Origin of the sequence: Phaeobacter sp. JH20_26 (assembly GCF_048056275.1) — a bacterium.
Classification (GTDB): domain Bacteria; phylum Pseudomonadota; class Alphaproteobacteria; order Rhodobacterales; family Rhodobacteraceae; genus Phaeobacter; species Phaeobacter bryozoorum.
This window is the reverse complement of record NZ_JAYMWL010000013.1, coordinates 224,390-241,512: the sequence shown is the minus strand read 5'-3', so window position 1 is coordinate 241,512 and position 17,123 is coordinate 224,390. Positions and strand designations below refer to the sequence as shown.

The following is a 17,123-nucleotide window of genomic DNA, read 5'->3' as shown; positions in this document are numbered from 1 at the left end:
CGCCTGCCGACCTTCAGCACATACGGCTCCCGAAGATCACTTCGGGAGCCGTTATTATATTGGCCTCTCAATCCCTGCGGGCGGTGGCGGGGCCTGCGCGACGGGATGCGCGGGGGCGCACGGATGCCTGCCGCTTTCCTACCTTTGCCAATCGGTCAGGGCTGGCGCTGCATTGGGTCGAGGTTGCTATACGACCTTCAGCCGTCTGCCTGCGGTCAGCCCATCGGCCGCTTCGGTGATCGCCTGCGCATCAATGCCGAAGTGGCGATAGAGATCGGCGATGGTGCCGGTCTGACCGAAATGCTCGACCCCCAGCGGAATGCTCTGATGGCCCTGCACACTGCCCAGCCAGCTCAGCGTCGCCGGGTGGCCGTCGATCACCGTGATCAGTTTACAGTGACGCGGCAGCTCCGCCAGCAATGCCTCGATATGGCTTTGTGCCTGCGGCACACCGCGCGCCCGGGCCCGCTGCGCAGCAGTCCAGCCTGCGTTCAGCCGGTCGGCCGAGGTCACCGCCAGAACGCCGACATCGCGGCGTCCCTCGCCGATGGCGGCAGCGGCCTTGATCGCCTCCGGCGCAACCGCCCCCTGATAGGCAATCACCACATCGCAGTTCGGCCCCGGCTGCTTCAGCCAATAGGCGCCATCAATCGCGCCCTGACGGAAGGCGTCATCAACCCGCTTGCCCGGCTGTTCAATCGGGTTGGTGGTCAGGCGCAGATAGACGGAACCGCCGGTCTCATCCCGGAGCCAGGTGCGTTCATCCGGATCGCCCTCGCCGTCGCGCTGAAGATAATCAAAGGCCCATTCCATGATCACCGCCAGCTCATCCACAAAAGCCGGCTCAAAGGCGGCCAGCCCGTCCTGGCTCATCCCGATGAGAGGTGAGCCGATGGATTGATGCGCACCGCCTTCCGGCGCCAGGGTCACGCCGGAAGGCGTGCCCACGATCATGAAGCGGGCGTCCTGATAACAGGCGTAGTTCAGCGCATCGAGGCCACGCGCCACAAAGGGATCATAGACCGTGCCGATAGGGATCAGCCGCTTGCCAAACAGCGATTGCGACAGGCCGGCAGCCCCCAGCAGCAGGAACAGGTTCATTTCGGCGATGCCCAGCTCGATATGCTGGCCTTCTGGCGTGAACTCCCACTTCGCGGTTGAGGGGATCTTGTGTTCGATAAAGGCATCCGCCTGCGCCTTACGTGCAAAGAGCTTGCGCCGGTTCACCCAGGGGCCAAGGTTGGTGGTCCCCGTCACATCCGGCGACATGGTCACAATGCGCGCGGCAAGGTCGCTGTCACCTTTGGAGAGATCATCGAGGATCTTGCCAAAGCCCATCTGGGTCGACATCTCGCGGTCGGTTTTCACCTCGACTGTCGGCACCGGCAGGCGGGCATCGTGATAACGCCGCGCCCCGTTTGCAAAAAACGGCACCTGATCCAGAAAGCTCTGCAATGCAGCGGGGTTTTGCACGGTCGCAAAGGGCTCCCACTCCTGCCCCTCGGCAACCCCCATATAGCGCTGCCATTCGGCCATCTGGGTCTTGTTCATCAGCCCGCCGTGATTGTCCTTGTGGCCGGCAATGGGTGTACCCCAGCCCTTGACCGTATAGGCGAGGAAACAGACCGGGCGGTCATGGTCGATGGCGGCAAATGTCTCGGCCATGGTCGCAACGCAGTTGCCGCCGAGGTTCTCCATCAAGGCTGCCAGCTCTGCATCGGAGCGGCGCTCGATCAGCGCGCTGACGTCGCCCTGATCGCCCAGATCATCCAGCAGATGCTGACGCCAGACAGCACCACCCATGAAGGTCAGCGCCGAATAGGTCTGATTGGGACAGTCATCAATCCACTGGCGCAGCTTGTCACCGCCCGGCTCCTCAAAGGCGGCGCGCTGCAAGGCGCCGTATTTCACCTTCACCACATCCCAGCCGAAGGCGTCGAAGATCTTCTCGATCCGCTGAAACAGCCCTTCGCGCACGATCCCATCCAGCGACTGGCGATTATAGTCGATGATCCACCAGGTGTTGCGCAGGTCGTTCTTCCATCCCTCCTGAAGGCATTCGTAAACATTGCCCTCGTCCAGTTCGGCATCGCCGACAAGCGCGACCATCCGCCCCTTTGGCGCATCGGATCCCCAGGATTTCGCGGTAACATAATCCTGGACCATCGACGCAAAGGAGGTGATCGCCACCCCAAGCCCCACGGAGCCGGTTGAGAAATCCACGTCATCAATATCCTTCGTGCGGCTCGGATAGCTCTGAACGCCACCAAAGCCGCGGAAGTTTTCCATCTTCTCGCGGGTCTGGTTACCCATCAGATACTGGATCGCATGAAAGATCGGCGAGGCATGGGGTTTCACCGCCACCCGGTCCTCTGGCCGCAGCGCGCTGAAGTAGAGCGCGGTCATGATCGACACCATCGAAGCCGAGCTGGCCTGATGACCGCCAACCTTGATGCCGTCCGCCTTGGGGCGCAGGTGGTTGGCATTGTGGATCATCCAGTGGGACAGCCACAATAGCCGCTGCTCGATCGTCTTGAGCGTTTCGGAGGAAGGTATCGGCGCGGCCACTGAAGAGGTCATGGGTCAACTCATTGATTAGGTGAAGATACTCTCCCTCCCGCACGAATGCGGAGGGGACCTGTCAAATCTGGCGGAATGAAACACCCCACCAGGGGCCGCCATACTCAGGCGGCGGCGTAAGCGTTATGCGAGGACAGCGCCTGCATCAGATCGTCGATGATATCATCGACACCTTCAAGCCCAACTGACATCCGCAGCAGCCCCTCGGCGATGCCATGTTCTGCACGCTCTTCGGGGGTATAGGTCGAATGGGTCATGCTGGCCGGGTGCTGGATCAGCGTTTCGGCGTCGCCCAGCGACACCGCGCGCTGGACCAGCTCCAGCCGGTTCATCATGGCGATACCGCCAGCCTTGCCACCAACAACCTCAAAGGGGATCATGCCGCCAAAGCCCGACATCTGCCGCGCGGCCAGTTCATTCTGTGCAAAGCCGTCAAGGCCCGGGTAATAGACCCGCTCCACCGCCGGGTGGGATTGCAGCGCCTCAGCCACCTTGCGGGCGGATTTGCAGTGACGCTCCATCCGCAGTTCAAGCGTCTTCAAACCGCGCATCAACAGCATCGCACTAAAGGGTGACATCACCGCACCGGTCATATCCTTCAGCCCGACAAGACGGATCTGGGTGACGTCCTCCTTTGAGCCGACAACCAGACCGGCGATCACATCGCCATGGCCGCTGATGAATTTCGTTGCCGAATGCACCACGATATCGGCGCCCAGTTCGATCGGGCGTGTGATCACCGGCGTGGCAAAGGTGTTGTCGACAACCACCTTTGCACCAGCTTTATGCGCGATCTCGGAAATCGCCGCGATGTCGATCAGGCGATTGTTGGGATTTGCCGGGGTTTCGAAATAGACCAGTTTGGTTTTCGGGCTGATCGCCTCTGCCAGATTTGAGGGATCTGTCATATCGACCAGACGCACATTGACGCCAAATCGTGGCAGCCCGTGGGTCATGAAGGAAAACGTGCAGCCATATAGTGTCTTGTCTAGGATGATTTCATCCCCGGCCGCTAGAAACGACCATAGGGTCGAGGTGATTGCGCCCATGCCGGAAGCGGTCGCAAGCCCGGCTTCGCCGCCCTCAAGATTGGCGATGCGCTGCTCCAGATGGTCCAGTGTCGGGTTGGAAATGCGGCTGTAGAAATGCCCCTCACGCTCACCGGTGAACATCTCGCCGCCCGCCTCGGCGGAGTCGAAGGTAAAGGTCGAGGTCAGATAAAGCGGCGGGTTCAACGCCCCCTGCTGCGACTGCGAGTCATAGCCATGGTGGATTGCACGTGTCGAAAAGCTGGAGTCGGTCTTTTTCATGGAAATCACCCTAATGTGTTTCCAGCATCTTAGGATGGTCAGCTGGGCGATTAGTTGCTAGTTTACCTTCAGACAGCATAAGGATTGGCATAATATGCCAGAGAAGCCAAAATTGGACGCGACGGACAGACGCATCATACGGGCCTTGCAACGCAATGGGCGGATGACGAATCTCGATCTCGCGGCGGAGGTCAACCTCTCACCCTCTCCCTGCCTGCGCCGGCTGCGCATTCTTGAAAGCAGCAATGTCATTCAGGGCTATAGCATCGACGTTGATGCCAAGGTCTATGGCCTGCCGGTCACGGTCTTTGTGCGGGTCAGCCTGGAGAACCATACCGAAAGCGTGGTGGCCAACTTTGAACGCCAGATCCGTGGCACGCCTGAGGTTCTGGAATGTTTCGTGATGACTGGCCTTGCCGATTATCTGCTGCGTGTGGTGGTGGCCGATCTGGAAGATTACGAACGCTTCGTACGCGCGCGCCTGCATCCCATCGGCGGCATCAGTTCGATTGACACCAGTTTCGTCTACGGAGTGGTGAAAAAGACCGCCGTCTACCCTGAGGTTGATAGCTCTCAAAGCTGATCATCCGGCAGGGTGCCCATTTCGCAGATAGCTGGCAAAGATGTGCAAACCGCCGGTCTACATTCTTTAAAAATCGCGACCGTTCGATATACTGCCCCCCTACTGGCGGCAGGACATCATCCATGCAAAGGCCCATCCCAACAACGTTTCCAAAGATCTCGACGCGACTGACAGCTTTCGCCTTTGCCGATGTGGCAGACTACACACGGCATATGGAGATCAGCACAACTGAGACTGTCCGTCGCTGGTGCGAGCTGCGCGACACCGTGCTGCTGGATGAGCTGAAACGCTATGGCGGCGTGCGTCGGTCGGATGCCGGGGATGCGCTGCTGGTCGAATTCACCAGCGCCACGGATGCCGTGCTCTGGGCGATGGCTGTTCAGGATCGGTTGCGCCAGCAGGTCGCCGAAGAGAACCCGATGGAAATCCGTATCGGTGTCAATATCGACGATGTGATCGACGATGAGGGGACCGTGCAGTCCGACGGTGTTGTCATCGCCTCGCGCATTCATCAGCTCGCCAATCCGGGCACCGTGGTGGTCACCAAAATGGTCCGCGATATCGTCCGCGGGAAGCTGTCGCTCAGGTTTCACGACCTCGGCGCGCCGCTGTTGAAGAATATTGACCGGCCCGTCCACGTCTATCAGGTCCTCAGCAGCAGCGGCGACAGTGTTCTGCTACATCCTCATGCTGACTGGAAAAACCGCCCGACGCTGGCGGTCCTGCCGTTTCAGGATCGCGGTGCGCAGGCCGAGGAACAGTATTTCGGCGATGGCATCACCGAGGAGATCATCTCCGGCGTCTCCCGCAGCCGCACCATGTTCGTCATGGCGCGCACCTCGACGCTGCAATTCCGCAGTAGCAAGGAAAACCCTGCCAAGATCGGCCGCAATCTAGGCGTCGCCTATCTGCTGACCGGCTCCGTCGACCAGCATGGCGACCAGCTCCGCATCTTTGTCGAATTGATGGATGTTCTGCGCAACCGGGCGATCTGGGCTCAGACCTATCGCGGTGACCTACAGGATCTTTTTGCCTTTCAGGATGAAATCGCCTCCAGCATTCTGGCCATGCTGGAACCCAAGGTGCTGTCGACCGAGGCGGAGCATATCAGCGCACGCAGCACAGAGAGCCTGGACGCCTATAAATGTGTCCTGCGGGCGCTGGCGCGGCTCTATCAGCTGGATGACTACAGCTATGAAGAGGCCATCGCTCTGTTGAAGCGCGCCGTGTCTCTCGACCCTAATTACCCCCAGGCTCACGCCTATCTGGCCTGGTGCATGAATTTCTTTCTGGCAGAAGGGTATTCCCACAACCCGCGCGACGATATTCTGACCATGATCAACCATTCCCGCCGCGCGGTCGAGCTGGACCCCGATGACGCGCTGACCCTGTCGATCCGCGCCCATGTGCTCAGCCTGCATGAGAACAGCCCCGAGGATGCGCTGGAACTCTTCGAGGATGCGCTGGCCCATAACATGAACCTGCCGCTGGCCTGGGGGCTGAGTGCGACGACATATGCCTATCTTGGCGACGGCGCCGAGGCCCGTGAACGGTTGCTCAATGTCTGGCGACTGGCACCCTATGATCCGTTGAGCTTCTTCTTCCTGACTGCTGCGGGCCTTGCTGAATTTGTCGATGGCAACTTGCCTGAAGCGATCCGGTTCCTGAAGAACGCCCGCCGCAACAAACCGCGGTTCATGGCCAGCCTCCGGCTGCTCGCCGCCGCCTTTGCGCTCAGCGGGCAAACCGAGAGCGCCCGCAAGGTGGGCCGGGAAATAATCGAACTGGATCCGGGATTTTCGGTATCGAAATTTGCGACCTGGTATCCGCTGAAATCAAAGGAAGCCCTGGGTCGTCTGACCGATGGTCTGACACGCGCAGGGCTGCCTGATTAGGATTTGGAACAACAATGATCGGGGCAACCCGACAAGCAGGAAGGACATCAAGAGGCAGACCGGCAGAGCACCGACACGCGCAGTCACACAGTTTGTTTTTAACACGTATTCAACGGTTTAAGGGGGATTACTGATGGCTGGACATGGCAACTCGCAAGCGTCGTCGAACGGGCTTGGTCTGGGACTTGGGCTCGGTCTTGGTTTGGGCAATGGTCTTGGGCTTGGCAACGGCCTCGGCTTGGGCAATGGTCTGGGGCTGGGTAACGGCCTGGGATTAGGGCTTGGTAACGGTCTGGGTTTGGGCGCAGGTCAAGGACTTGGCCTGGGTCTCGGCAATGGTCTGGGCCTCGGCAACGGTCTGGGGCTTGGCGCGGGTCTGGGATTAGGGATTGAGGATAACGGCTATCTTCTGGGCAATGGCGCAGACGCCGGCATCGGCATTCTGCGCAGCTACTACGCAACGCCCAAAGAGCTGGGCCTCCTGCCCTGGACGCTGGATTTCAGCCCGGACAACAACGGTGGCGATCCCTTCCCGCTGTCGATGATCATCACACCCTATCAGATCCCAAAGGACAAAGGCACACCGCCGCAACCGCAATACCCTATCGCGCTGGAATGGATCACCGAGGACTGGGATCCTGCTCTGCGGTTCTGGGCGCTGCCATTTGACCCGAACCTTGGGGAATGGCTGCGTGCGGCGGATAGATCCGAACCCGGCACCATGGCAGCACTGGAATTCGCATCGCAATACCAGAACTGGCATCCTGCCCATGTCGGCGACCGCTGGCTGGAACAAAACGATCTGCGTTGGCGCTATGTCCAAACCGGAACCCCAACGGACTCTCAGGACGCCGCCAAGGAGGCCTTTGAGATCATCGTCGCCGAGCTGGAAGTGCTCAAGATGTATATGGAGGATGATCGTCAGCAATATATGGTCGAATGCGACATTCAGGCCGATGGCCTGCCGGCCTATCTGATCCATTTTTTGGGGGCCAACAGCTTTGATCACCCCTTCACGCTGAAGCTTATTGATCTGGGACTGGCGGTCGGCAATGTCGCCTATATGAGCTACAAAGCCCATTACAAGCGGGTCCGCCCCTCAATTCTGCGTCCGGGGCTAACGGTGCCATTTGGTCCGCCTGCCCATCCTGCCTTTCCCAGCGGCCACGCCTTTCTCGCCCATTTCCTGTCGCTGCTACTGCTGGAGGTTCCGGGCATCGCACAGCGATTTGGCGTGGTGAGGGGCTATGAGTCCGATGGCACGGGAACCAATATCCAGATCCCGGCAGGCACTCTGCTGCGCAAGCCGACCTATGACGATCTGCTTGGCACCAACGTTGTCGCCTCGCCGCTGCTGACCATGGCCAACCGGATCGCGGTGAACCGCGAGCGGATCGGCGTGCACTACCCGTCGGATTCAACCGCGGGCCGCCATATCGCGGCGGGGATCTGGTATTGCATGATGGACCGCGCGCCGGTTGATCCGAACGCCGGGCCAGTCCCCTGGGCACATCTCAATGTTCCGACGCTGCACCGTATCCTTGACAAGGCCAAGACAGAATGGCCGACACCGTGGATTTCGAGCGAAATCGCCTGAGCTCCGGGACCTCTTGGCTCCCGACCCTAGCCGATCATGTGCAGGCCCAGATTGTTGTCACAGGCGACCAGATCGACAAGGGCCTGCACCGTCTGTGGCGGGGTTTCGCCTGCGCCGATCTGCGGCGCCAGTCCCGCTGCGGGGTCGGTGTTGGCGCGGTCATTCACATGGGTCAGCTCATAGAAAAACACCAGCTGCAGCCCTGCGGGTGCTGCATTGCGCGTATCTTTACAGAGCTGCGTGATCTGCTGCGCGTCATTCTGCGTCAGATCCGATACCGCCTGCTGATCCGGGCCGATGTCACAAGGCCCCAGCGCAAGCGGATGCGGACTCCAGAGGATGCTTCGGTCCATAACCTGCGAGATCGGTTTATCGTTCAGGACCCAGCCGCCCCAGACGCGCAGCCCTGCACCCTGCGCCGCGACCGTTCCCCGGTTACCGAGCTTCGGCACCAGTCCCGGAATCACCCAATCAGCATCCTGCGCCCAGTGCAAAGAGACCGGCAGATAGCTGCCGCGCCCCACTGTCACCGGGCCATCACCAGTTGGAAAAACATCGGCGCGGCGATCGCGGATGTATATATCCACCACCGGGGCCGCTCCCGCCTTGCTGCTGATCTTCTCCGGGTTCGCCGGAAACATTCCCATGGTTTCAAAGGCCCATCGTGTAACCTTGTGCGAGGTTGCCGGCTGCCACTCCGCCCCGCCTCTGGGCAGCGGAACCAACGCCGGGGCACCCCAGCCTGCGGCTTCCATCCCAACCTCCAGCATTTCAGCGCGCGACGGCGATTGCGCCAGACCTGCCATTGCCTGCAGCAGCAGATACAGCGTCATATCGGAGGCGCGGGTGCGTTGCCCCCAATCGGCGTCGCTACCTGCCAGCGTATCGCCGCCAAGCGCGCGGTAAAGCAGGAAACATGACGACGACAGGATCTGCTCCGTCAGATAGGCCTTATGCTCGGTGCCGGACTTGGGCGGATCCTCAACAACCGAGCGGTTCAGCAGACCGTACCAGCCCCAGCCCATGGCCGGGGTGCGATCATGCCGCCGTGGCGCAAAGACAAACGGGAAGGTCCAGCCCCGCATCCGTGCATCGCCCGGATAGGCCGGGCTGGACAGATCCGACAACGGGTCAAAGAAAACCGCCGCCACGGAATCGCCGGCGCTATGGGCGAAATCGAACTCAAGCTGCCCGATCCGCGCCGCCAGCAGGTAATGACCGAATTCATGCAGCATCCAGCGCCCGCTGCTGGCGATGCCCAGCGGCTCCAGCTGGCTATCTGGCGTCCCCGGCTTGACCCTGGCCCAGCGGTTGAGATTGGCCAGCGCCAGATGCATGTCGATGCTCGGCTTGCTCTGCTGGGCGGCATCCGGCGCCACGTCGTAACGCACCTGCGCGTTGATTGTCCGACCGCTTCTGCCGGGTCCGGGCACGATGCCCGAGCGGTAATGCACGGCCAGCGGTCCGTCCGCCGTCGCAACATAGGCATCCGGTGCCAAACCCAGCCCGCTCATGCTGTCAAAGAACACCGTGCTATGCCAATAGGCGCTGATTGCGGTGGACAGGTTGCGGCGTGGCGGCACATCTGACACATCCATCGGCGGCAGCGGCTTGGGCAGATCGCCGTGACCATCACCCGGCACAAAACGCGGGCAATTGCGCACCACATAGGCCGGTCGCTGCATCTTCATCCCCAAATCCAGCTTAATCGCGCGATTTTCGCGGAACAGGTCAAGGATCTTGTCCGGCCGCGTGGGGCGGCGCCAGGACAAGGGCGGCGCCGGGTGCCCGCGCCAATCCGGTGGCGGCACCGGGAACACCCGCACAAATGGCTCCAGCTCCGGCACCCGGGGGCCACCACCTGCCACTGCATGGCTCACCAGCGGCACCCGCGTCACCGACACGACTTCGACGCTGTTCTGAGCGAGGTCCTGTAACCGCAGACGCACCGTCAGTCGATAGCTGAGCGGCGCGCCACGCGTTGTCTCCTGCCCGCGCGCCAGCAGGACCAGCGTCATCTCCCAGGCCCCCGCAGCGACATTATCCTGTTCCGCCGAAAACTGGATATCCTGCAACAACAGCGACCGCGCCTCCACCCCGGCCTGTTTGGCGATAGTTTCCTCAAGCATCGACATCATGCGCGGCGCGGATACGACCGGGGGCGCCGCGCCGCCCGTGTCGCTGTCCGCAGCATCATCGGTGGTCGATGCCGTCGGCAAATCGCCGGTCTCCGTGGCGGCCTGCGGTTCAGCCGTTGCAGGATCATCTGCCGCCTGAAACCCGATCGGAACGCTTGACAACGGCTGCGCCAACCGGCTCAGAATGGACTGTTTTTCGTCAGCACTGCTGTTGGCCAGGATCGCCGACAGCGCGCGATTTGCACCGCCCGGGAATTCAGCTGTCAGACCACGGATGATCAGATCAAAGCCGCGTGTTGTCTGGCGCACCTCAACCGGCACCCGAAATCCTGCTGAGGGAAACCGCATCAGGAACGACGAGAGCAATGGGTTCTCGATCCCCTCGGTCGCGACCAGGATCACGGTGCCCGGCATCGCGCCCTTCGGATTGCGAGACATGTTCCAACTGGCAATCTGCCCTTTCAACCGGGTCGACGGCCCATCAATTTCCGGCCAGATATCGCACCAGTGAAGCAGGCTTCCAGCGGAGGCGACACCTGCAATCAGGTCCAGCATCGGGTCCGCCGCGCCCAGAGGCGGAGTTGTCGCGTTCACATAGGCTCTCAGGTGTTTCAGGTAATCGGCCGCCGCGCCGGTCAGCGCAGCCCGATTGATCGGCCCGTCAGCTGCCCCGACGGTGGCCTCTGCGACATAGGGGGCCGTCGGATGTGAAATCAGCCGCGACGGGCGGCGCGAACCCGGATACTGCCGCTCGTACCGCAGCCAGGCCTTCACCGTGCTGCTGGCAAGATTTGCCGACGGCGGCCAACGTCCCGGAAATGTCACTTTCGCCATGTTGTCCCCCTTCGAGCACACGCCCTTGGCGATGCTCTGTCTGTGTCAAAATTATCGCTCGACACCCTCAGGGATGGCCCATTTGCGGGGAAACACCGCCGCACTCAGCCGCGCGGTCCCGCCTCTTCGGCTCTGGTATTTTCGATCTCGTCTCTCCTGCCGAGATTGGCTTGTCCAGCCGCGTCTCCCGACACCCGCCGCGCCGGTCGCTTTGCAAGATCGAAAGATCCCCATCCGGTAAGCCTACCACAGTTTCGATGCAGAAAGTAGCCGCGCGGCAGCACGCCCCGTATCGTCGGGCGACGGAATATTGCTGGACATCACGCGGCGCAGACCGCCAATCGCCCCAGCCCCGCCACGGCCAAAAACACTGCGCGATCGAGCTGTCAAAAAAATGCAGCCGAGGGCATTTTTTCTCTGGACGCGCCAGAATGCACGCCATATATCAGCCCCACATTCCGGCGTAGCTCAGCGGTAGAGCAGTTGACTGTTAATCAATTGGTCGTAGGTTCGATCCCTACCGCCGGAGCCAAAGTTTCCAAGGGCTTAGCGTTCATTCGCTAAGCCCTTATTTGGTTGATGTCGGGATTTTTTACGGTGTCATCGCGTCGATATTTCGCGATAATGTCGGCCGCCTTGCGACGCCCGGCGCAGGTACAGTCCGGGCCGAGCGGGGCTCACCAATGTCCGGGCCAAAGCACCGCCTTAGCGGCACACGGATGGGTGATCGGACCGGTTTTTCAGGTGCGCGCCGTACTCAGGACAACAGCGGTGTCGGCAATTGTTTCAACCCTGACACATGGCCCAACTGCAAGGCGCCCATTGGCAAAAGACAGGCCTGAAGCGCGTGGTAGATATCCGGCTTGCCGGTAAAAATCGTCTGCGTCACCTGCCCCGCCTGGTCAATCTCGGGATACCAGCCACCGCGCTCTTCATCAATGAAATGGGCCTGTGCAAAGCTCCAGAGGCGGCGATACCACAGCTCGTCCTCGGCCCGGGCGTCCAGCCTGATCAAAGCGGCAACCGCGCCAATGGCCTCGGTTACCGGCCACCAGAAGCGGTTGGTCATCGCAACCTTACCCTCAAAGTCAAGCGTATAGGCAAACCCGCCATCCGGCAGCCAGGCGTCCGCCAGGGCCCGCTCGATCAGCTTCCGGGCGCGGCACGGAACGCCTGGATCCTGCCGTCCGGCCAGATCCCAGTGCTGCAACAGCAGCCGCCCCATCTCAAAGGAATGGCCCGGCGTGGTGCCCGCAGGCCGAAACATCGGATCACCGGCATAGGCGCGATCAATCTGCCACTCCTCGGTATAGTGCTCTGGCAGTCTCCAGCCGTCCTGCCCGGCGATATCACCGACAAAAAAAGCCAGGATATGCCCCGCTCGCTCCAGGAACATCGACTCGCCGGTGGCTTCGTAGGCTGTCAGCAGCGCCTCGACCCCGTGCATATTGGCGTTCATGCCGCGATAGGATGAAAACGGCGTCCAGTCCCGGTTCCATTCATCAGCAAAGCGCTGCGCCTGCGGTTCCCAGAATCTGTGGTCCAGCACCTCGGCGACATCCGACAGCAACGCATCCGCACCTGGATGCCCGGCTAGCTTGGCAGTGGAGGCCGCCAGCAGCACGAAGACATGCCCATAGGCCAGTTTGCGATCATCAGCGACCGTGTCGCCCTTCATCGCCCAAAGATACCCGCCATGGACGGGATCGCGATGATGACTGTTGAGATAGGCGATGCCATGGTCAATGATCCGGTCAGCACCGGCATAGCCACAGATATGCGCCAGCCCGTAGGAATGCACCATACGCGTGGTTGTGTGCAGCTCCTGTGTGTTGTCCGGCAATGGCTGACCGGCGGCATCAAGGGTATGGAAGCCCGGTCCCTTGCCGAGACTCGCAGAAAAGAAACCCAGTTGCCGACGAGCATCCACTATCAGAAAAGCGCGGTGATCCGGGTCGTCCAGCCAGAAACCGGCTGCATCCAGCGCTCCGGCAGGGTTCGGCGTGACCATGGCTACTCTCCTTTGTGTCGCACGTCAGGCAGCGGGCCGGATGGCCCTGCCATTTGCGTTGAAGATATGAGCATTCTGCCGCTGCACCCGCAATCCCAGCCGATCCCCGTTTCGGACCGGGATATTGCCATGTTTGCGCACGAGAATCGGCCCCAGCCCATCGACATTGGCATAGATGTTTGTGTCCGATCCCAGACGTTCAACCACATCTGCAACCGCAGTCAGATCCCCCTCACCCGGTGCCACCACATCCAGATGCTCCGGTCGGATGCCAAGATCCACAGCTGCGGCGGTGTCGCGCAGATGATCCAGCGTCAGCATCATGCCATTGCGGGCCATCACCCCGCTATCGGCCCCGGATACCGGCAATATGTTCATCGTGGGAGAGCCGATGAACTGCGCCACGAACTTATTGGCGGGCCGCTCATAGAGATCGAGCGGCGATCCGACCTGCTGAATATCGCCTCCATTCAACACCACAATGCGGTCCGCCAGCGTCAGCGCCTCGACCTGATCATGGGTCACATAGATCATCGTAGCGCCCAGTTGCTTGTGCAGCCGAGCAATCTCCAGCCGCATCTCCACACGCAGCGCCGCGTCCAGATTGGACAGCGGCTCATCAAACAGGAACGCGCGCGGATCGCGGATGATGGCGCGCCCCATGGCAACGCGCTGGCGCTGCCCGCCCGATAGCGCCTTGGGCAAGCGATCCACCAGTTTCGACAGGCCTAGGGTTTCGGCGGCCTTGGCGACGCGCGATCTGCGCTCCTCTGCCGGTTCCTTGCGGATCTCCATGGAAAACCCCATGTTCCGCGCCACATCCATATGCGGATAAAGCGCGTAGGACTGGAACACCATGGCAATGTCGCGATCCCGTGGCCGCACGTCATTCATGCGCTGCCCGTCGATCTCGAAATCGCCAGACGTGATCGGCTCCAACCCTGCGATCATCCGCAGAAGGGTAGATTTGCCGCAGCCTGATGGCCCGACCAGAACGATGAATTCACCGTCCTGAATATCAAGATTGATATCGCGCAGCACCTCAACGGCGCCATAGCGTTTCGCAACATCTCTGAGTTCGATCCGTGCCATGATCCGGCCCCCTATCCTTTGACCGCGCCGGACGTGAGGCCCTGCACCAGGTAGCGTTGTATGAAAATGAAGAACAGGCAGCTTGGCACCAGCGCCAGCACGCCAGCCGCCATCATCTGCCCCCAGTCCACCGAGAATTTCGACACGAAGGTCAGCAGCCCGACCGGGAAGGTCATCGCGTCATTTTTGGAAATCAGCATCAGTGCAAACAGCAGCTCGGACCAGGCGGCGGTAAAGACAAACCCAAGCGTCGCCCCCAGCCCCGGCAGGGTCAGCGGAAACACCACCGTGCGCAGCGCCTGAAACCGGGTGCAGCCATCCATCATCGCGGCCTCTTCCAGATCCTTTGGGATCCCGTCAAAGAAGGATTGCATGAGGAAGGTCGCAAATGGGATGTTGAAGGCGGTGTAGACCACGATCAGCGAGGTGAGCGAGTTCAGCAGGCCCAGATCAGCCACGATCTTGTAGATCGGCGCGATGATCATCAGCAGCGGGAACATCTGGGTGATCAGCATCACACCGATGATGATCCGCTTGCCCGCAAAGACAAATCGCGAGAAGGCATAGCCCGCCCCGGCCGCAATCAGCGTGGTGAAGAACGCCGTGCCGAGCGAGACTGTCAGAGAGTTGCGGAAATAGGCCAGGAACTCGGTCTCAAACAGCACGGTGGCGAAATTCTCGAACGTCACTGCACTGGGCAGCATCCGCGTGCCCTCGGAGAAGATCAGCGCATCGGGCGTAACGGCGATTTTCATCAGCCAGTAGAGCGGAAACAGCGCAAAGCCGAGATAGAATGCGATGGCGGCATATTTCCCAAGCGCCAGCGCTGGATGACGTCTGGATGAACGCGCGATATTAGCCATGGTGATCCTCAGATCTTGACCAGCCGTCTGCGCATCCACAGCAGGATGACAGCATAGGCCAGAAGGATGATCAGCAGCGCCACCGCAATGGTCGAGGCATAGCCGAAATCCAGTTTGCGGAACGCGGTGGTAAAGATGTAGGTGGACAGGATCTGCGTTGAATTGGCCGGACCACCCCCGGTCATCACAAAGATCAGATCGGCAAAATTGGCGATCCAGATGGTGCGCAGCATCACCGTGATGGCAATCATCGGCGCCAGGAACGGCAGGGTGATCTTGGTAAAGCTCTGCCACGCGCTGGCGCCGTCGATTTCGGCAGCCTCGTACAGCTCACCCGGAATGGACTGCAGCGCAGCCAGCAGCGTGATGGCGAAAAACGGCACGCCAAACCAGATATTGGCGGTGATCGGCCCCCAGATCGCCAGATCGGGATCACCCAGGATATTGTAGGGCTCCGAAAGCACCCCAAGCGCGGCCAGCCAGTGCGGGATCGGTCCGATCACCGGGTTGAACAGCCAGGCCCATGTCAGGGCTGACAGAAAGGTCGGCACCGCCCAGGGCAGAAACACCAGCGCCTGAAACAGCTTCTTGCCAAAGAACTGCGTGTTCAGCAGCATCGCCAGCCCCAGCCCGAGAAAGAACTGAAAGAAGATCGACCAGAACGTCCAGAAGAAGGTGTTCTCAAGCGCGATCCAGAATTTGCGATCCGTCCAGAGCTTTTGATAGTTTTCAAACCCAACCCAGCCAGTGTCGAAAGGATTCAGCAGTTCAATGGCCTGAAACGAGTAGGATACCCCGACAACCAGCGGCATCAGCATGACGCTGCCGATCAACAGGATCATCGGCGACAGGTAGAGAAACGGCTCCACCATATAGTGCCAGTAGAGCGAGCGCCGTGCCCCGGTTCCCCCGGGCACGACGTTTTTTTGGGCGCGCGCAATCACTGCTTTGCCTGCCATTTCGCATATTCGCCGGTCAGGAAATCCGCCCATTCATCGGCCAGATCCTGTGCGCTGCGCTGACCAAGAAGCGCTTCCTGGCTGGTTTCCAGAACCACGGTGCTTGCAAAATAGCCCCATTTCTCCAGAAAGGTCGGCATGGTGGTCGGCTCATACTGCTCACCGTTCAACTCCTTGAACCAGCCTGCAAATTGCTCGGTCTGGAAATAGGGATCCTGATCGGCGCCCTTATGGACCGGGATCACACCAACTCGCTTGGCCCAGGTGCCATTGGCCTCAGGTGCAGACAGCGCCGCCACCAGATCAAAGGCCTCGTCCTCATGCTTGGTCGCATTGAAGATCGACCAGCCTGCAAAACCGATGGTCGGGAATGCCTTGCCGGAGGGGCCGACAGGCATAGGGATCACCGCAAAATCCTCGGCTGGCATCCGCTCCGAAATCGCGATCAGCGCGTCAGGATCCTGATCGAGGAAAGCGCAGGTGCCAGAATAGAAACCGGCGACGATCTCATTGAAGCCCCAGCTGACCGCATCCTTCGGGGCATAGCCCTTCTGGTAGAGATCAAGCATGAACTGGATGCCCTCGACCGAGCCTGGCTCATTCATGCGGCTCTTGCCATCATCGGTGAAGAAGTCATTGGTGCCGTTCATCGCAGCCGCCATCATCACCCAGCCGTTGGTGCCACCCGGACCACCGCGCAGGCAGTAGCCTGACTTGCCGTCCAGTTCCGATACCGCAGCCGATGCCGCCATGAAGTCTTCCATGGTTTCGGGCGGTTCGACACCGGCTTCGGCCAGCAGTTTCTTGTTGTAGAACATCGCGCGCAGGTAGAACCCGTAGGGGATCATGTAGAGATCACCCGCCTGGCTACCCATTGTGATCGTCTTGTCTGTCAGCGTTGCGCCATGCTCCCAGTCGGCGACATGATCGGCGAGGCTTGCCAGCTGGCCGGAGCCTGCATAAAGCGCCTGCCAGGTGTCGGGCATTTCGACAACGTCGGGGATATCGCCGCCGGCAACCATGGTCGCCAGCTTCTCAAACGCCTGCCCCCACGGCAGGCTGATAATTTCGACGGAAACATCGGGATGGGCGGCCTCGTAGCCGTCAACGATGCTCTGCAGCACCTTGGTGCGTTCCGGGCTGGTGATCACCTCAACCAGCTTGAGCGTCGTCTCCGCGTAGGCGGCGCTGCCCATCAGCATGGCCGCCGTCGTGATCCCTGTCAGAATTTTTTTCATGTTGTCCTTCCCCTTGTCGTGTG

The 17,123-nt window shown here is 60.6% G+C and carries 11 protein-coding genes and 1 tRNA gene; 4 read left to right on the top strand and 8 right to left on the bottom strand.

All coding sequences use genetic code 11. The features are described 5' to 3' along the window. Positions 1–186: 186 nt before the first annotated feature. Positions 187–2,580 (bottom strand): 1-deoxy-D-xylulose-5-phosphate synthase N-terminal domain-containing protein, encoded by a 2,394-nt coding sequence (locus VWY60_RS06940; protein ID WP_416538793.1) that lies wholly within the window; start codon positions 2,578–2,580, stop codon positions 187–189. Positions 2,581–2,684: 104 nt separating this feature from the next. After that, positions 2,685–3,890 (bottom strand): methionine gamma-lyase, encoded by a 1,206-nt coding sequence (locus VWY60_RS06935; protein ID WP_416538794.1) that lies wholly within the window; start codon positions 3,888–3,890, stop codon positions 2,685–2,687. A gap of 94 nt (positions 3,891–3,984) precedes the next feature. Here VWY60_RS06935 and VWY60_RS06930 point away from each other — a divergent pair, with 94 nt between their 5' ends. The 3 genes from VWY60_RS06930 (at position 3,985) to VWY60_RS06920 (ending at position 7,965) form a co-directional block, all read left to right on the top strand. Then, a complete protein-coding gene (locus tag VWY60_RS06930; RefSeq protein WP_340545668.1) occupies positions 3,985–4,473 on the top strand; it encodes an Lrp/AsnC family transcriptional regulator in 489 nt (162 codons plus the stop codon). A 122-nt stretch (positions 4,474–4,595) separates the two neighbouring features. Further along, a complete protein-coding gene (locus VWY60_RS06925; RefSeq protein WP_340545669.1) occupies positions 4,596–6,368 on the top strand; it encodes an adenylate/guanylate cyclase domain-containing protein in 1,773 nt (590 codons plus the stop codon). A 133-nt stretch (positions 6,369–6,501) separates the two neighbouring features. After that, a complete protein-coding gene (locus VWY60_RS06920) occupies positions 6,502–7,965 on the top strand; it encodes a phosphatase PAP2 family protein (RefSeq protein WP_416540136.1) in 1,464 nt (487 codons plus the stop codon). 26 nt (positions 7,966–7,991) lie between these two features. On the opposite strand, the gene VWY60_RS06915 is transcribed toward VWY60_RS06920, so the two are convergent. After that, entirely contained in the window at positions 7,992–10,937 is a 2,946-nt protein-coding gene (locus VWY60_RS06915; RefSeq protein ID WP_416540135.1) for a hypothetical protein, read from the bottom strand. A gap of 457 nt (positions 10,938–11,394) precedes the next feature. Between VWY60_RS06915 and VWY60_RS06910 the strand changes: the two genes are divergently transcribed. After that, positions 11,395–11,469, top strand: a tRNA-Asn gene (locus tag VWY60_RS06910). 225 nt (positions 11,470–11,694) lie between these two features. On the opposite strand, the gene VWY60_RS06905 is transcribed toward VWY60_RS06910, so the two are convergent. From VWY60_RS06905 to VWY60_RS06885, 5 genes are read right to left on the bottom strand one after another with little or no spacing between them, the layout of a single operon-like run. Next, complete coding sequence (locus tag VWY60_RS06905; protein ID WP_416540134.1) at positions 11,695–12,948, bottom strand: AGE family epimerase/isomerase; 1,254 nt, start codon at positions 12,946–12,948, stop codon at positions 11,695–11,697. 24 nt (positions 12,949–12,972) lie between these two features. Continuing rightward, entirely contained in the window at positions 12,973–14,040 is a 1,068-nt protein-coding gene (locus VWY60_RS06900) for an ABC transporter ATP-binding protein (protein WP_416540133.1), read from the bottom strand. An 11-nt stretch (positions 14,041–14,051) separates the two neighbouring features. Next, positions 14,052–14,903 (bottom strand): carbohydrate ABC transporter permease, encoded by an 852-nt coding sequence (locus VWY60_RS06895; RefSeq protein WP_416534881.1) that lies wholly within the window; start codon positions 14,901–14,903, stop codon positions 14,052–14,054. A gap of 8 nt (positions 14,904–14,911) precedes the next feature. Next, entirely contained in the window at positions 14,912–15,862 is a 951-nt protein-coding gene (locus VWY60_RS06890) for a carbohydrate ABC transporter permease (RefSeq protein WP_416540132.1), read from the bottom strand. Continuing rightward, entirely contained in the window at positions 15,844–17,100 is a 1,257-nt protein-coding gene (locus VWY60_RS06885; RefSeq protein ID WP_416540131.1) for an ABC transporter substrate-binding protein, read from the bottom strand. The genes VWY60_RS06890 and VWY60_RS06885 overlap by 19 nt, the downstream gene beginning before the upstream one ends. Positions 17,101–17,123 lie beyond the last annotated feature (23 nt).